This window comes from Bacillus sp. SG20033, from assembly GCF_044570195.1.
In the GTDB taxonomy this organism is placed as follows: Bacteria; Bacillota; Bacilli; order Bacillales; family Bacillaceae; genus Bacillus; species Bacillus subtilis.
This window is the reverse complement of record NZ_CP172606.1, coordinates 848,734-864,271: the sequence shown is the minus strand read 5'-3', so window position 1 is coordinate 864,271 and position 15,538 is coordinate 848,734. Positions and strand designations below refer to the sequence as shown.

The following is a 15,538-nucleotide window of genomic DNA, read 5'->3' as shown; positions in this document are numbered from 1 at the left end:
TGAAAAATATATCTATGATTTTACATCATTCTACTCATGTATTTTAATCATACTGGAAGGAAATTTTTCCGGTTAAATAACGCTGTTTTTCACCCGCTTTTCAACACGTTTTTTCAGCTCTTTTCGCCAGTTAAAATAAAGATCTCCGAGAATGAGAAGGAAGATAAATTGAGAAAAGACAGTTAGGACAAGAGCTGCGCACGAAAAAGACCCGGAAATCGGAATTGTTTATTTTACCGAAATCCAGGTCTTATTAGGAAAACTATTTTATGACTGGGAAATGTTCTTTTTAGTTAGACGATTTCAATACAAGTCTCGCCACTGCTTCAACATGCGCCGTCTGCGGAAACATATCGACAGGCTGAATATAGTCCACGCGATAGTCCTTCGACAGCGTCTGCAAGTCCTTCGCAAGCGTGGATGGATTGCAGGAAACGTAGACGAAGCGTTTCGGTTTGACTTTTTTGATCGTGTCCAGGAACGTGCTGTCACAGCCCGTTCTTGGCGGGTCTACGATGACGACGTCCGGGCGGAAGCCTTCTTTCGTCCATTTCGGGAGCCAGTGCTCGGCTGTTCCTGTTACGTATGTGGCATTTGCCATGCCGTGTTTTTTGGCGTTTTTCTTAGCATCGTCAATCGATTCCTTGATGACGTCCATGCCGCGGACTTCCTTCGCTCCGTCCGCCACCCACATGCCGATAGTGCCGACGCCGCAATACGCATCAACGACTTTTTCTTTTCCGGTCAGCTGCGCCGCTTTTTTCACTTCATCATACAGCTTGACGGTCTGTTCCGGATTGAGCTGGAAGAAAGCGCGGGCGCTCAATTCAAAAGATACGTCGCCGAGCACTTCTTGAATCACTGTTTTTCCGGCGAGCGGTTTTGTTTTCTCGCCAAAAATCACTGAAGTTTTCGCACCATTTACATTCTGAATAATGGATGTGACCTCTGGCAGTCGCTTTTGAATCGCTTTGACGATTTCTTCCTTGTGCGGAAGCGTTTCTTTTGCGGTTACAAGCACGACCTGCACTTCGCCTGTTTCAAAGCCGACTCTCGTCACGATCGTGCGAACGTCGCCTTTTCGTTTTCTTTCATTATAAACAGACACATTGAAGTCCTCTAAAATGCGGCGGACGATGCCTGTTGTTTTGTTCGTTGCCGGATGCTGAACGATACAGTCTTTAATCGGAACGATGTCATGAGAATCAAGGCCGTATAAGCCGGCGATGATGCTGCCGCTTTGCGAGCGCCCGATCTGGAATTGGCTTTTATTGCGGTAATTCCACGGGTTGTCCATGCCAATCGTTTCTTTGATTTCCATGTTTTCAACTTTAAACTTCGTATGGCGTTCAAGAGACTGAATGACGATATCGCGTTTTTCCCGAAGCTGCTGGCTGTATGCAAGGTGCTGAAGTTGACAGCCGCCGCATTGTTCATAAACAGGGCAAGGCGGTGCCACCCGGTGCTCAGACGCCTTGCGGATTTTCTTAATGCGGCCCTCCGAAAACTTCGGCTGGACCTTTGTGGCCTGCACAACAACTTCTTCGCCAGGAAGCGCGCCGGGTACGAAGACGACTTTTTTCTTAAAATAGCCGACACCTTCTCCGTTAATGCCGAGACGCTTAATCGTCAGCGGAAAGGTTTGTCCGACCTTCAGTTCGACGGGCGCCTGTTTCTTTTGTTGGTTCACGTTGTTCTCTCCGTTTCTATATGAAGCTTTCTGCGGATGGCAGAAAGTGAAATGGTTTTTTCACATCTTTCTAGTATAACACGTTTGCAGGATTTCCTTCATTGTCAGACGAATTATTCTATACTCCTCCACAAATACAAAGACGCATAGCTTAAATAAGGCTCCCACTCCTTGCTCATCGCCAGCATGACATCCTTTGCCGGCTTATCGTCCAGCTGAAAGTGGCGTTTGATGGCATTCTGGAGGCCGATATCGGCAAGCGGGAATAAATTGGGACGGCCAAGTCCGAACATGAGGACGTTTTGCACAGTCCACGGGCCGATCCCCCTGATTTTGATCAGTTTCTTCATAATGTCTTCATCCGCCATATGCGGCAGCTCTGACAAGCTGAGTGTGCCTTCTGCGATCATCCTTGATGTATCAATGGTGTATTCCGCTTTTCTCATGCTGAATTGCAGATCACGCAGATCCTGATAATCGAGTTCTGCAATCGTTTCCGGCTTTGGGTAGCACCACACGCCATCCTTCTGCTCGCCAAACGCATGAACAAACCGTTCTGTTAGCGTGTAAGCGAAGGAAAGATTGAGCTGCTGGTGGATAATGCATTTCATCATGCAGTTGTACACGCTGTAGTCCAGAACAAGCGGGGTCCCGGCATGCTCTTCAAAAATGGCGGACAGGCTCGTTTTTGAAAAATGATCCAGAACGTGCTGCAAATGATTTTCCCATTGAAAAATCCGCTTGATTTCCTTCATCATTTCTCCCTGATCCGTTTCCCCGCTGACGAGAAACTCAGGCTCACCCGCATGGCCTAACGCCTGTACCTTTACAATACATACGTCCCCCGCTTGATTTCTGATTGGCACACGGACTTCCCTCGCCTCTCGATCAACAGCATTGAGGGGGTCTAAAGACAGCCTGTCCAGCACGCGGTCAAAATGATACGGAGGCGTGACAGATACTTTTTCCTTCCACATGAGATCCACCCTTTTTCCGTTTTTGTTCAGTATAACATGCCGCTTGAATTAGGCAGAGAGTACCGTATACTTTTCTCATAAAGACCGCATGATATAATGGCAGGTGGAGGGTTGTTTATGATCAACATTACCGCAATCACAACAGAGCATCAGCTGCTGAAAAATATACCGATCGAACGAGTGGAACAGCCTGATATTGCATGGTACTGGGTTGATTTTTACGGCCCGGAGGATACGGAAACGGCGTTATTGAGAGATTTTTTTCATTTTCACCCGCTTGCCATTGAAGATTGCTTCCAGCATATGCAGCGGCCGAAGCTTGACCATTATGACGGCTATCGTTTTTACGTGATTCATGCGCTGAATAAGGAAACACTTGAGACGGAGGAAGTCGATATCTTTCAAGGCGAAAAATTTGTCGTCACCTTTCATTTACACGAAACGCCAGGTATCGCTAAAGTCCGGGAGCGTTTGTATGCTTCACCGGACATATTGAAAAAAGGGCCCGGGCATATTTCTTATATGATCATGGATCAGCTTGTTGATGAATATTTTCCTCTCGTATATAAAATTGAAGACCGGCTGAATGAAATTGAAGAAAGCCGGCCCCACAAAACGTATGGAACGCTGATGAACGAGGTGTTTGAGCTCAGAACAGACCTGTTGCATTTGAGACGGACGATTATCCCGATGCGTGATTTGCTCTATCGGATTTTAAGCCTTGACCATGTGAAAGAGCAGCGGGAAACGAAAGCCTATTTCAGCGACATATATGATCATTTGTTAAAGTTGTCTGAAATTGTGGAATCCAACCGTGACATGACGTCCGACTTGCGTGACAGCTACGTGACGCTAAACTCAAACCGGATGAATGCGATTATGATGACACTGACGATCGTATCAACCATTTTCATCCCGCTCACCTTTATTGCCGGTGTATACGGTATGAACTTCGACTTTATGCCGGAGCTGCATTGGAAATACGGATATTTCGCTGTACTTGGCCTGATGGCTGCGCTTGTCATTGGAATGCTGATTTGGTTTGTACATAAAGGATGGTTCAATATTTTTAAATGAGGACAGCGAGCAGCTGTTCTTTTTTGTTGTAAGCCGATCGCTATGCATATTCTGTTCATATTGTTTATAATGGAAAAAATATTCAGGGAGTGATCAGATTGAAAATTGCTGTCATCGGACTCGGCAATATGGGACAGCCCATTGCCCGAAATGTTCTTCAAGCAGGCTACGAATTGACTGTCTATAACCGGACGAAACAAAAGACAGAAGACCTTGTCACAGAAGGCGCACAGGCAGCTGATACGCCGCGGCTGGCGGCAAAGTCCGCTGATATTGTCATCACAATGCTTGCAGATGATGATTCTGTCAGCACCGTGACATTCGGAGAAGACGGGCTGCTTGAAGGATTAGCAGAGAACGGCATTCACATCTCGATGAGCACAATCAGTGTTGAGTTCTCAGAAAAGCTCGCAGCAGCTCATGCAGAGAAAGGACAATTTTTTCTCGCCGCTCCTGTTCTTGGCAGACCGGATGCCGCAGCCAAAGCCGCGCTCCGTATCATAACAGCCGGACCGGCGGAAGCAAAGCAAGCTGCCAAGCCTCTGCTCGACAGCCTGAGCCAGCAGGTATTTGACGTCGGCGAAGAAAGCAAGACGGCAAATGCAGCCAAAATCAGCATCAATTTCTTGCTCGTGTCCATGCTGGAGGCGTTATCTGAATCCTTTTTAATGATGGAGAAATACGGCTTAGAACAAAAACAATTTTTAGAAATCGCCAGCGCGCTCTTTGGTTCTCCAGTCTATCAAAATTACGGAACCATTATGGCCGAGCAGACATTTGAGCCGGCCGGCTTCAAAATGTCTTTAGGGCTGAAGGATACCAACCTGGCACTCGCCGCCGCAAAACGGGTTTCTGCAAATCTTCCTCTTGCCGAGCTGGCCAAGAGCCATTTTGAAAGCGGGATTGAGAAAGGCTTCGGGGATCTGGACTGGGCCGCACTGATTAAATGTATAAAATAAAGAAAAACCTCTCCGTTTAAGGAGAGGTTTTTCTCTTTACAAAGACGGCAGCCTCATTTCTTTCTCAAACATCAGATCATCAATGCTTTTAAATGTGTAGCCCTGTTTTTTCAGATCTGTAATCGCGTCATCCAGCGCTTCTGCATTGTCCCTCGATACGGTGTGAAGCAGGTAAATGGCTCCCGGGTGCGCCTGCTTGATCATATGATCGTAGGCATATTTCTTTCCCTTTTGATTGTTGATTTTCCAATCAACAAAAGCGACCGACCAGAAAACGGTTTGATAGCCGAGGCGTTTCGTTTCTTTCAGTACGTACTCACTGAACACGCCGCGCGGCGGACGCAAGTACAGATTGTCCTGCTTTCCCGTAATTTTATAAACCTCTTCGTTGACTGAATCAAGTTCATCCTGAATCTGATCAGCTGTTTTTGTCGTTAAATCCGGATGGTGAAAGGAATGGTTGCCGATAATATGGCCCTCATCTGACATACGTTTGATCAGCTGAGGCTGGTCCTTTACGAAATGCCCGGTGACAAAAAACGTTCCTGTTACTCGATGTTTTTTTAAGACATCAAGCACTTTTGGCGTATAGCCATTTTCATATCCGTTATCAAACGTTAAGTAAATCGTTTTTTCCTTTGTATTCCCTAAATAAAACGCGTCATATTTTTTAATTAAACTGTTCAGCTGCTTCCCGGCATCTGGCGGCTGATGATTGACACTTCGTTTAAAGCCCCAATTAATCGGCTCATTCGGCACCGCTTCCGCCTGTGCTGCACCTCCGGCAAGCAATACGGCGGCGCAGCATATTGAACACATCCACTTCATGGCCAGCGCTCCTTCTGCATTTTTTCTTATTTTACAGATAGAGACTTTGTTTTATACTGTTGCTTTATGCCAATAAAAAAACCGCGGCGGGCGCGCGGTTTTATTCCCAATCTTTTTTAAAACGTTCGTATTTGGCTTCCAGGTCATCAAGCATGCTGATGAGCCTGTCTATATCTTCAACGTCGGTTGCTTCAGGGTCTAATGAATCGATGACGTTCATAAACATGTCAAGTCTGTTCTTTAAATAATCAATCTGCTGATCTTTATTGTTTACGGCGTTCCCCATTCTGTTCCTCCATTCATTTTTTATTATGGTAGCTCATTTTTTGCCGTTTTTCAATCGCCGCGCTACTTGCGATCTTGGCAAATCAGGTCTAAAATTAACTGTTGGCAGCGTTAGTATGCCCATTTATAAAGGAGTTAGATAGTCATGACACAAAACACGAAGCTGCGTCCGATTACGCCTGAGTTTGATCCTTGGGAAGCCTATATGGATGTTGACCAATACGGAGACATGCAGCTGACAAACGTTGAATTCACAACGACGACACTGTGCAATATGAGATGCGAGCATTGTGCTGTAGGCTATACATTGCAGCCTAAAGACCCGAATGCTCTGCCAATAGATCTTCTGTTAAAACGGCTGGAGGAAATCCCGCGCCTCAGATCCATCAGCATCACAGGCGGAGAGCCGATGCTTTCGTTGAAATCAGTAAAAGAATATGTTGTTCCTTTATTGAAATATGCCCATGAACGGGGTGTGCGGACACAAATTAATTCAAATCTCACCCTCGACATCGAGCGGTACGAATGGATCATTCCGTATCTCGATGTGCTACATATTTCTCATAACTGGGGTACAGTTGAAGATTTTGCTGAAATCGGCTTTGCCATGATGGACAGAAAACCAACCTTCGAACAGCGCGCGCGCTATTTTGAAAAAATGATCGAAAACAGCCGCACGCTCGTGGATGCCGGAGTAATGGTATCTGCGGAAACGATGCTGAACAAACGAACACTTCCGCATATTGAGCATATTCACCGCCAAATCACAGAAGATATGAAATGTCAGCGTCACGAGGTCCACCCAATGTATCCAAGCGATTTCGCAAGCGCTCTTGAATCCCTCAGCCTGAAAGAGATGAGACAGGCCATTCACCGCTTGCTGGATATTCGTGATGAAAATACGTGGATGCTGTTCGGAACGCTGCCGTTTTATGCCTGCAGTCCGGACGAAGACGACCAAAAGCTGCTTCGCCGGCTTCGCGCGGCGAAAAACGTCACAGTGCGAAATGACCCTGACGGCCGATCCCGCCTGAATGTGAACATTTTCGACGGAAACATTATCGTGACCGATTTCGGTGATACCCCGCCGCTTGGCAACATTCAGACGGACAGCCTCCCTTCCGCCTATGAAAAGTGGAGAGAGACCAAGCTTGCGAAAGAACTGAGTTGCCACTGCCCGAATGTCCGGTGCCTCGGACCGAATGTTCTTGTCAAAAACAGTTATTATCAGGATACAGACTTCACAAAACGTCAAGCCAGGAGTTAGATGCGGATGAAAGAAACACTTACGGAGATTTTTCAAAATAAAATCGTCGATATTCTCCTCGTTGCGGTTATCCTTTGGATCGGTGTCTTTATCATCAACCGGCTGGTACAGCTATTTTTTAAACGGACGGACTTTATTGAAGAAAAAAAGGAAAAAACGATTGAAAGCCTTGTCCGTTCTGTCACCCAGTATACGGCGACAATTGGTTTTATATTTTACGTTATTTCTTTATTTGTGCATGATTTCGGCAAGATATTGGCCGGGGCGGGCGTAGCAGGTATCGTGATCGGTTTTGGCGCCCAATCGCTGATCAAAGATGTGCTGGCTGGTGTGTTCTTAATATATGAACGCCAGCTGCACAAAGGCGATTATGTCACCGTCAATAACTTGTTCAACGGGACAGTGGAGGAAATCGGCCTCCGCTCGCTGCAAATCCGGGAATGGAGCGGGAAGCTGCTCACCATCAGCAACGGCGAGGTCAGACAAATAGAGAACTATAATATTGATTTTATGCGGATTACCGAATCCTTTCTTATCAGCTTTAAAGAAGATCCGGACCGCGTGTACAGCGTGTTGGAAAAGGCATGTGACATGCTGAATGAAGAGCTTCGTGATTCATTGAAGCGGGATGAATTCGGCAATCCGACAGAACCGTTTCAAATCCACGGCATCACCGCATTGAATAAAATCAATCGCGGCGTCGAATTTACGGTTAAAGGCATGGTGAAAGATGATGATTATTTCAGTGCCAGCCTTGCAGTAAGACGGGTTCTCGTTCGCCAGCTCTACCAAAACAATGTGCAAATGCTTGAGGAAGCGGTCCGAATCGAGAGAACCCAATAAACAAAAAAACTGATTCCGAGTTGGAATCAGTTTTTTATTTATCTTGGCAGTGAGGAAAGCTGAAAGCCAAACGTGACATGATCTTGAACCGGAATCCACGCGCCGATTCCCTGTGACGTGACATTTTTCACGACGAGTTTTCGTTTATTTCCTTTCAGCACTAAGTACACTTCTCCGTAAGTCACTTTTCCTTTTTCATTCACAGCCGGTGCATATGCATGTAGATAACCGATTTTTTTAGGAGCGACTTTATAAATCTGATCCCGTTTTGTGCCAGCCCCAATGACCGTCTCAAATGCAAGCGGAAGGTTCGTTTTCTTCATTGCTTTTTGCATCATCATGCTTTTGACATCTTCAGCATTTGGAACTTTAGCTGTCAGGCCGCCCTTCACTCTGTACTGCTGTTCCTGGGCATAATGCATTTCAGCCGTTTCTTTCCCGCCGCGGTTATCCGCACGGTTTGTATTGATTTTTTTATATTCCCAGTTTGCGACTGTTTCATTTGATTCATAGCCGAGCGCCCATTTCCCGAGAAATATTGTCGCCCGGTACCCTACTGCAAGCGGTGTGCCGGATATGTTGGATTCATTCAGCATTTTGATGAGATGCGGATTTTCAATCTTCACCTCAGAATGATCGAGCAATTCCTTTGCCAGCTTGCTCGGCTGAAGCATTGGCTGATCCTGTGAAGCATTCGGATACGTGTTTTCCTTTGAAATGCTTGCGACAGAATTAGGAACCTTAAACTGCTTTTTCGCGTGGATGGGCTGAACGCCGAAAAAACTAAAGAATAACAACACGATAAGTGTGGAATGAAATAGCTTTTTCATCATATCACTCTTTCTATGGCATTTTCCCTTAGTCTTTTCATCCCGCTTTGTTGTTATCCATCATTTTTTCAGGTTAAAGAAGGAAAAAGCCGATCGCCATAATGACATATGCAGCAAGCAGTGTCGCCCCTTCAAACCAGTTGGAATCCCCGTCATTCGAAATCGCGATCATCAAGAGAACCGCTGATACCATCGCGACGAGCTCCGGCAATGTAAATACAAGCGGCATGCTTGTCGGAAAAAAGATAGAACAGATGACGAGAACCGGTGCGACAAACATAGCGATCTGCAGCGTAGAGCCGACTGCAATTTCAACCGCAATGTCCATTTTATTTTTGAAGGCCATAATAATCGCTGACGCGTGCTCCGCCGCATTTCCTACAATCGCCACGATGATGACCCCGATAAACAGCTCGCTCCACCCGAACTGTTCAGCCACCGAGTGAAAGGTATGGACCAGGTTTTCGGATATGTATGCAACCACAATCGTTGCCGCAAACAAGACAATCGTCGCAACCTTCCCTGACCATTCCGGCTCTTCCTCTTCTTCAGTCTGAGCGGCATTATTCGGCTGATAAACGCCCCGATGCGTGACAAGTTTAAAGTACAGCGCCGCCACATACAACAGAATCATAATGATGCTGATGCCGATGCTTAAATTGAGCTTGCTGGCGTTTCCCATACCAACAGAGAATACCTCCGGAATCACAAAGGCGACAATGATGGCAAAAATCAGAAGCCCGGAGTTATGGCGGGCATCATGGATATTAAATTCCTGCCGCTTATATTTTAAACCGCCGACAAAAAATGATAGGCCCGCTACCAGCAACAGGTTCCCCAGCACTGAACCGGTTAAAGAGGCAAGCACGATTCCTGTCAGGCCTTCTTTTAATGCAAAAAGAGAAATAATCAGCTCCACAGCATTCCCGAAGGTTGCATTCAACAAACCGCCGATACGCGGCCCTGCAATGATGGACAGTGATTCTGTCGCCCTCCCCATATAGCTTGCAAGCGCGATAATCGTCACGCAATAAACGGCAAATAGAACCGCGGAAGGCCAATGCATCAAACTGCCAATCACAGAAAGCGGAACACCGGCCGCCACTAAAATAAAAAAGATACGATTCATGGTGAAATAGCTCCTTTTTTATGACTTGTTTTATTTTTATTCTTCACAAAAACCTTCATGATTACACGAGGGCAAATGTTTAGCGTGATATAGGCTTTTTTCAGGTTGCCTGCTTTTGGAAAACATTGTACGATCAACATAGATTCCACATAAGGAGAACTGACACGATGTCTCGATTTCATTTCTTTATCCTTGTCTTGCTCGTTTCCATTTCCGGGTTTTCACAAGGCATGCTGCTGCCTGTCATTTCAATCATTTTTGAAACAAATGGAGAATCCGCTGCTATCAACGGCCTGCACGCGACCGGGCTGTATATCGGTGTGCTTTTGGCTTCGCCGTTTATGGAAGCGCCGCTCAGAAAGCTCGGATTCAAGCCGCTGATCGTCATGGGCGGAAGCATTGTCATTTTAAGCTTATTCGGATTTATTTGGCTTCAGTCAGTTTGGGTCTGGTTCCTGCTTCGCCTGTTCATTGGAATCGGCGACCACATGCTTCACTTTTCTACGCAAACGTGGGTGACCTCCATGTCATCAAAACAAAATCGCGGAAGAAACCTGTCTATTTATGGGCTTTCCTTTGGCCTTGGCTTTGCCGCAGGCCCGTTCATGGTGCCGCTTGTCAAGCTGAGTCCGTCGCTTCCTTTTATCGTGTCCGGCTGCATCAGTCTGTTTGCGTGGCTTTTTGTTTTCTTTCTACAAAATGCATACCCGGAAACCAGTCCTCATGAAACCAAATCAGACAATAGTTTCAGGCGATTTTATCAGGCCATGCTGTTTGGGTGGGTTGCCTTTATGCCTACATTTGGCTATGGCTTTCTGGAAACGGCGCTGAACGGAAGCTTTCCGGTGTACGCGCTCCGTTTGGGGATATCAGTAGACGCAGTAGCGATCATCCTTCCCGCATTTGCGATTGGAAGCATTATCTTTCAGTTTCCGCTCGGCATCCTCAGCGATAGATACGGCAGGCGGAATGTGCTGCTGGTGATTTTACTGACTGGGGCTCTTTGCTTTTTCATCGCCGGTGTATTTCCTTGGCCTTACGTGATCGGCGGCTGCTTTTTTATTGCAGGAATGGCAGTCGGATCAACCTTTACACTTGGCATCAGCTATATGACAGATCTTCTTCCGCCCCACCTCCTGCCGGCGGGAAACCTGCTTTGCGGCATTACATTCAGTCTCGGCAGCATCCTCGGCCCGGTTGCCGGCGGCTGGTATATGCAGACATTTGAAAGCGCAAACTTGTTCTACTTCATTACTCTCACGCTTAGCGCTGTGTGGCTGGCCCTTGTGCTGGGCAAACCGAAAAGCTGGTCACCGGCTGAAACCTATTCTTCATCTTCTTAATCAAAAAGCCTCCCGACATCATGTCAGGAGGCTTTTATGCTAATGGTAGCCGTTTTGTCCGTTGGCGCTTCCGCTTGTTTTATGGCTCGATTTGCTTTTCGAATTTTGTTTGTTATGGCTTCCGCCTTTTTTCGTATGCTTGGTCATCACGATATCCCCCCGACTTCTTTTTGAACCGAAGTTCGTTTATAGGGTGCGCTAATGGTAGGGATTTTCATCAGGAAGCTTTTTACGTTTATGTAAAAGAGCGTTGATTTCTCCGCCTAGGATAATTAAAATGCCGCTCAAGTAAAACCAAATCATCAGAACGATGATTCCCCCGATGCTCCCGTAAGTGGCGCTATAGTTCGCAAACGTGCTGACGTAAAATGAAAACAATGTGCTGACAACGATCCAGCCGATGGTCGCAAAGACCGCACCCGGCATGACAAACCGGAGAGACAGCTTTTTGTTCGGCGCAATCACATACAGCGCGGAAAAAACAATCAAAAGCACAAGCGGGCTGACACCCCAGCGAATGGCGGCCCAGACGGATAAAAACAGATCCGACGCGCCGACAAAGTCAGAAGCGAGCCTTCCAATCTCCCGGCCAAATACCGGCAGAAGCAAAGCCACTAAAATCGTAAATACCATGGCAATCGTCAAAAAAATCGAGGTTAGACGAACAATGATAAAAGAGCGGTTTTCTTCCACATCATACGCGTGGTTTAGCGACCGGACGATCGCGTTCATTCCATTAGACGCAGACCATAATGCGGCAATAATCCCGAATGACAGCAAACCGCCATTTCGATTATTTAAGGTTTGATGGGTAATGGATTCAACGAGAGACATCGCACTGGCGGGAGCATATTGTTCTATGACTCCTAAAACATCATCGGTAGAAAGCGGAAGATACGCGGTGAGCGTCAGCATAAAAATCAAAAACGGAAACAGTGACAATAGGAAAAAATACGCCAGCTCCGCTGATTTACTTTGTCCTTCATGAAGGGTGTATCTGCTGAAAAGCTCTTTCAAAAAACTCATGTCGTCTCACCTCGCATGCTTGATCATTTTTTTGAAAAATGCTCTTTCGTTTCTTGCACGAGTTCCATCACTTGCGGCGTTGTTTTCTTCAGCTCTTTCACCTGCTGGTTCACAAAGTCGACTTCCTTTGAAAGCGTTTGGGCGAGCTTTTTGGCCTCATCCACTTTTGTGATGACAGTGTTTTTTAACAGCTCCGGATTGCTTTTGTACAGTGAAAGTTTATGCTTGCATGTCAGCCATCTCATGCCGCACGCCTGTCTTGTCGGCTTATGGAGCAGTGATAACGCCGCGCCTGCCGCAGCTCCGAGAAATATCCCTTTCAGCATTAAACGTTCGTTGTTCATGCAAATTCTCCTTTCACTCACAATTGTTTTTCTTTTTGAATCGACGCAAGCAGATGCTCACAGCCCGATTTGATTAATTGGCAGACTTCTTCAAAATTCCCTGTGTAGTAAGGATCGGGAACGTCGGCAAGATCTGAATCTTCAACATAGTCCAAAAGCCTTTTGATATGTGAGGTGTTTTTAAATCCCGCCATGCTTCTGAGACTTCCGATATTTTCTGCATCCATTGCAATGATGTAATCAAAATCGTCCAGATCCTGTTCGCTGACTTGACGCGCCAGCATGCCATCAAAGCTGATTCCTTCTCTGCGCAATATCTCCTGCGTTCCCTCATGCGGCGGATTGCCAATGTGCCAGCCGCCGATTCCCGCTGAGTCCGCCTTGATTTTCCCCTCTAATCCTTTTTTGGCTGCCAGGTCCCGAAAAATCGCTTCCGCCATCGGAGACCGGCAAATGTTTCCTAAACAAACAAATAACACGCTTATCATGTTGTGCAACCTCCCTATTCTTTGCCCCTATTTCTCTAAAAAGAAACCTTCATGAATATCTTAGTAGGATGTTCATTTTCTTTTCAACTGATGTCTTCACTTTTTTGGAATAAACAGCCTGCTTTTAGAATAGGGTTTTTTTCTGAAGGAATTCTGTTAGAATAAAACATACCTATATTGCGCATAGAAAGGATGGAACCATTTGTCCAGCCCAAATACAGAAACATTAACTCAAATGATTGAAGAGATTTCCCAAAAGCTGAACATGCTGAACGTCGGCGTAATCAAAGCGGAGGATTTCAGTGATGAGAAGATTGAAGACCTCACGTACCTTCACAGCATGGTGATGAAAAAAGAATCATTCAGCCCAAGTGAAATGCAGGCGATTGCTCAAGAATTAGCCTCGCTTCGTAAATAATGGAGACTGGCCGGAAACTCGGCGAGTCTTTTTTATCATTTCCTCAAACCAAAACAGTAAAGTGTTCGAATAAGATTTGAAGGAGTACAAGCATGCAAACGACATCTATCAAAACAGCATCCGGAATGTATATCAACTACTTCTTTCTGGGGATGGTCAACATCATTCTCGCATCCAATATGTCTTCATTAACAAAACAGTGGAATACCGATCCGACCGGCATCAGTTATGTCATTGCCGCTATCGGGTTTGGCAAACTGCTGACATACGGCATTTCCGGCGTTCTATCAGATAAAATCGGCAGAAAGCCGCTTGTTGTCGCTTCTGCGGGAATTATGGCCGTCTTTTTAGTCGGTATTCCTTTATCACCGAGCTATGAGCTGGCGTTTGTGTTCGCCTTATTAGCCGGAGTCGCAAATTCAGCGATGGATGCCGGAACATATCCGGCCCTAACCGAGCTCTTTCCGTCTGCTTCCGGTTCGGCGAATGTCTTGGTCAAAGCCTTTATGTCTGTCGGGGCCGCACTTTTGCCGCTTTTGATCACATTTTTAGCAGACCACAGCATGTTTTACGGATTTGCTTTTTATCTGCCGGCAGCGGTCTATCTCCTGAATATTATTTATTTATCAACGCTTTCGTTTCCTAAAAAACATAAGAAACCAACGAATAGCGGCCAACAGGAATCTTCCGTTTTCTTGTCTGAACCCGTTTTTCAGAAAGAAGGCACCGCACTGATTATCATCGGTTTTACATCCACGGCTTTATTTACGGTTTCTCAAATCTGGCTCCCGAGCTACGCGCAAAAGGCAGCCGGGTTAGCTGAATCAGCATCCGTTCAATTGCTGAGCTATTATAGTATAGGATCTCTGGCATCTGTTTTATTATTAGCCGTTTTGCTGAACAGATGGGTCAAACCTGTCTTCATAACGCTCTTATATCCTCTTATTACTTTATGTACGCTCGCAGTTATGCTGACCGTTCATATCCCAGTTGTGCTGGACATCACTGCCTTTTTCTTAGGCTTTTCAACTGCGGGTGTGTTTCAAATTACCATTACGTTAATGACTGAGCTTTTCTGGAAGCGAAAAGGAACCGTTACCGGAATTGTAGCGACCGCTTCAAGCCTTGCATCGATTTTGCTGCCGATTGCAACAGGCCTTATCGCAAAAGCGGGGGGCATCGCCCATATTTTCATATTCGACTTCGGCATTGCGGTCATCGGAACGGCTGCAGCTGCTTTCTTGTATTACAGGTACAAGAAACTGACGGCTGTTCAAGCTGATGTCACGTTATGATCAAAAAAACGGACGCCCGCGGGCGTCCGTTTTTTCTTTATTTCTCAAGCAATGCCAATGACTCGCGGTTAAATGCCGGTATATCGTCCGGTGTGCGGCTAGTGACCAATTGATCTTGGCAAACAACCACTTCCTTGTCCACAACGTCGGCACCGGCGTTCTCCATGTCAACACGAATGGACGTATAGCCCGTCGCTTTTCGGCCTTCGAGCGCTTTCGCATTGATTAAAAGCTGCGGGCCGTGGCAAATGGCGAATACCGGCTTTTTGTCAGTCATAAACGCTTTTGTAAATTGGACGAAACGATCGTCAGCGCGAAGCTGGTCTGGTGAAAATCCTCCAGGAATCAAAAGCGCATCAAAGTCTGAAGGATTTACGTCGTCAATGGACGCGTCAACCGTCACTTCCGCTTTTCCCTGCTTGCCTTTTACTGTTTTTCCTTTTTCATTTTCGATGACAGTCAGTTCATGTCCCGCTTCTTTAAAAGCTTTCGCAGGCTCAGTGTACTCGCTGTCCTCAAAATAATCTGTTAAAACAACTGCAATTTTTTTCCCCATGTTCATAACCTCCCGCTTTATATGTCTACATAAAACACTCTACCCCAGCCACACTAAAATAAACATTCCGCGATTGTGATAAACGATAAGCATAAATACCCAGTATTTGTCGTTTGATACTGCTACATAGTACTCATTTTTCTCCCTTTTACAATAATCATAAAGAAACACCTACAAATAGTT

Annotated in this window: 17 protein-coding genes; 7 read left to right on the top strand and 10 right to left on the bottom strand. The window is 46.0% G+C overall.

The window, feature by feature from the left end; genetic code table 11:
- Positions 1 to 289 precede the first annotated feature (289 nt).
- Complete coding sequence (gene rlmD, locus ACFVP7_RS04395) at positions 290 to 1,690, bottom strand: 23S rRNA (uracil(1939)-C(5))-methyltransferase RlmD (protein WP_396583020.1); 1,401 nt, start codon at positions 1,688 to 1,690, stop codon at positions 290 to 292.
- A 113-nt stretch (positions 1,691 to 1,803) separates the two neighbouring features.
- Entirely contained in the window at positions 1,804 to 2,667 is an 864-nt protein-coding gene (locus ACFVP7_RS04390) for a DNA-3-methyladenine glycosylase (RefSeq protein ID WP_003233646.1), read from the bottom strand.
- A 117-nt stretch (positions 2,668 to 2,784) separates the two neighbouring features.
- Between ACFVP7_RS04390 and corA the strand changes: the two genes are divergently transcribed.
- The gene (corA, locus tag ACFVP7_RS04385) at positions 2,785 to 3,744 is read left to right on the top strand and encodes a magnesium/cobalt transporter CorA (RefSeq protein ID WP_070548711.1); all 960 of its coding nucleotides are present in this window, start codon (positions 2,785 to 2,787) and stop codon (positions 3,742 to 3,744) included.
- A 98-nt stretch (positions 3,745 to 3,842) separates the two neighbouring features.
- Positions 3,843 to 4,703, top strand: a complete 861-nt coding sequence (locus tag ACFVP7_RS04380; protein ID WP_396583019.1) for an NAD(P)-dependent oxidoreductase — start codon at positions 3,843 to 3,845, stop codon at positions 4,701 to 4,703.
- A 36-nt stretch (positions 4,704 to 4,739) separates the two neighbouring features.
- Here ACFVP7_RS04380 and pdaA read toward each other — a convergent pair whose 3' ends face one another.
- On the bottom strand, positions 4,740 to 5,531 hold the full coding sequence (pdaA, locus tag ACFVP7_RS04375; RefSeq protein ID WP_396583018.1) for a delta-lactam-biosynthetic de-N-acetylase: 792 nt from the start codon (positions 5,529 to 5,531) through the stop codon (positions 4,740 to 4,742).
- 100 nt (positions 5,532 to 5,631) lie between these two features.
- A complete protein-coding gene (locus ACFVP7_RS04370; protein WP_003223132.1) occupies positions 5,632 to 5,817 on the bottom strand; it encodes an SE1561 family protein in 186 nt (61 codons plus the stop codon).
- A gap of 144 nt (positions 5,818 to 5,961) precedes the next feature.
- Between ACFVP7_RS04370 and yfkAB the strand changes: the two genes are divergently transcribed.
- Together yfkAB and mscC are read left to right on the top strand one after the other, a co-directional pair.
- Positions 5,962 to 7,083, top strand: a complete 1,122-nt coding sequence (gene yfkAB / locus ACFVP7_RS04365; protein ID WP_003233655.1) for a radical SAM/CxCxxxxC motif protein YfkAB — start codon at positions 5,962 to 5,964, stop codon at positions 7,081 to 7,083.
- The gene (gene mscC / locus ACFVP7_RS04360; RefSeq protein ID WP_080467358.1) at positions 7,084 to 7,926 is read left to right on the top strand and encodes a mechanosensitive ion channel protein MscC; all 843 of its coding nucleotides are present in this window, start codon (positions 7,084 to 7,086) and stop codon (positions 7,924 to 7,926) included.
- Between the two features lie 38 nt (positions 7,927 to 7,964).
- Here mscC and ACFVP7_RS04355 read toward each other — a convergent pair whose 3' ends face one another.
- Positions 7,965 to 8,759 (bottom strand): YfkD famly protein, encoded by a 795-nt coding sequence (locus ACFVP7_RS04355; RefSeq protein ID WP_003233657.1) that lies wholly within the window; start codon positions 8,757 to 8,759, stop codon positions 7,965 to 7,967.
- A gap of 70 nt (positions 8,760 to 8,829) precedes the next feature.
- Positions 8,830 to 9,885 (bottom strand): calcium/proton exchanger, encoded by a 1,056-nt coding sequence (cax, locus tag ACFVP7_RS04350; protein WP_003242902.1) that lies wholly within the window; start codon positions 9,883 to 9,885, stop codon positions 8,830 to 8,832.
- A gap of 167 nt (positions 9,886 to 10,052) precedes the next feature.
- On the opposite strand from cax, the gene ACFVP7_RS04345 reads away from it, so the two are divergent.
- Positions 10,053 to 11,228 (top strand): MFS transporter, encoded by a 1,176-nt coding sequence (locus ACFVP7_RS04345; RefSeq protein ID WP_396583017.1) that lies wholly within the window; start codon positions 10,053 to 10,055, stop codon positions 11,226 to 11,228.
- A gap of 198 nt (positions 11,229 to 11,426) precedes the next feature.
- Here the strand turns inward: ACFVP7_RS04345 and ACFVP7_RS04340 are convergent, their stop codons facing one another.
- Genes ACFVP7_RS04340 through yfkJ form a run of 3 tightly spaced genes read right to left on the bottom strand, consistent with a single transcriptional unit; the run spans position 11,427 to position 13,086 of the window.
- Positions 11,427 to 12,254, bottom strand: a complete 828-nt coding sequence (locus ACFVP7_RS04340; protein WP_014479170.1) for a YihY family inner membrane protein — start codon at positions 12,252 to 12,254, stop codon at positions 11,427 to 11,429.
- A gap of 23 nt (positions 12,255 to 12,277) precedes the next feature.
- Entirely contained in the window at positions 12,278 to 12,598 is a 321-nt protein-coding gene (locus ACFVP7_RS04335) for a hypothetical protein (RefSeq protein ID WP_003233665.1), read from the bottom strand.
- Between the two features lie 17 nt (positions 12,599 to 12,615).
- Entirely contained in the window at positions 12,616 to 13,086 is a 471-nt protein-coding gene (gene yfkJ, locus ACFVP7_RS04330; RefSeq protein WP_014479169.1) for a protein-tyrosine-phosphatase, read from the bottom strand.
- Positions 13,087 to 13,288: 202 nt separating this feature from the next.
- On the opposite strand from yfkJ, the gene ACFVP7_RS04325 reads away from it, so the two are divergent.
- Both ACFVP7_RS04325 and ACFVP7_RS04320 read left to right on the top strand, forming a co-directional pair.
- A complete protein-coding gene (locus ACFVP7_RS04325; protein WP_010330293.1) occupies positions 13,289 to 13,504 on the top strand; it encodes a DUF1128 domain-containing protein in 216 nt (71 codons plus the stop codon).
- A gap of 92 nt (positions 13,505 to 13,596) precedes the next feature.
- Positions 13,597 to 14,799 (top strand): MFS transporter, encoded by a 1,203-nt coding sequence (locus ACFVP7_RS04320; protein WP_396583016.1) that lies wholly within the window; start codon positions 13,597 to 13,599, stop codon positions 14,797 to 14,799.
- Positions 14,800 to 14,836: 37 nt separating this feature from the next.
- Here ACFVP7_RS04320 and yfkM read toward each other — a convergent pair whose 3' ends face one another.
- Positions 14,837 to 15,355 carry a general stress protein 18 gene (yfkM, locus tag ACFVP7_RS04315; RefSeq protein WP_396583015.1) on the bottom strand — a complete coding sequence of 173 codons (519 nt, stop codon included), beginning with the start codon at positions 15,353 to 15,355 and terminating at the stop codon, positions 14,837 to 14,839.
- Positions 15,356 to 15,538: the final 183 nt, after the last annotated feature.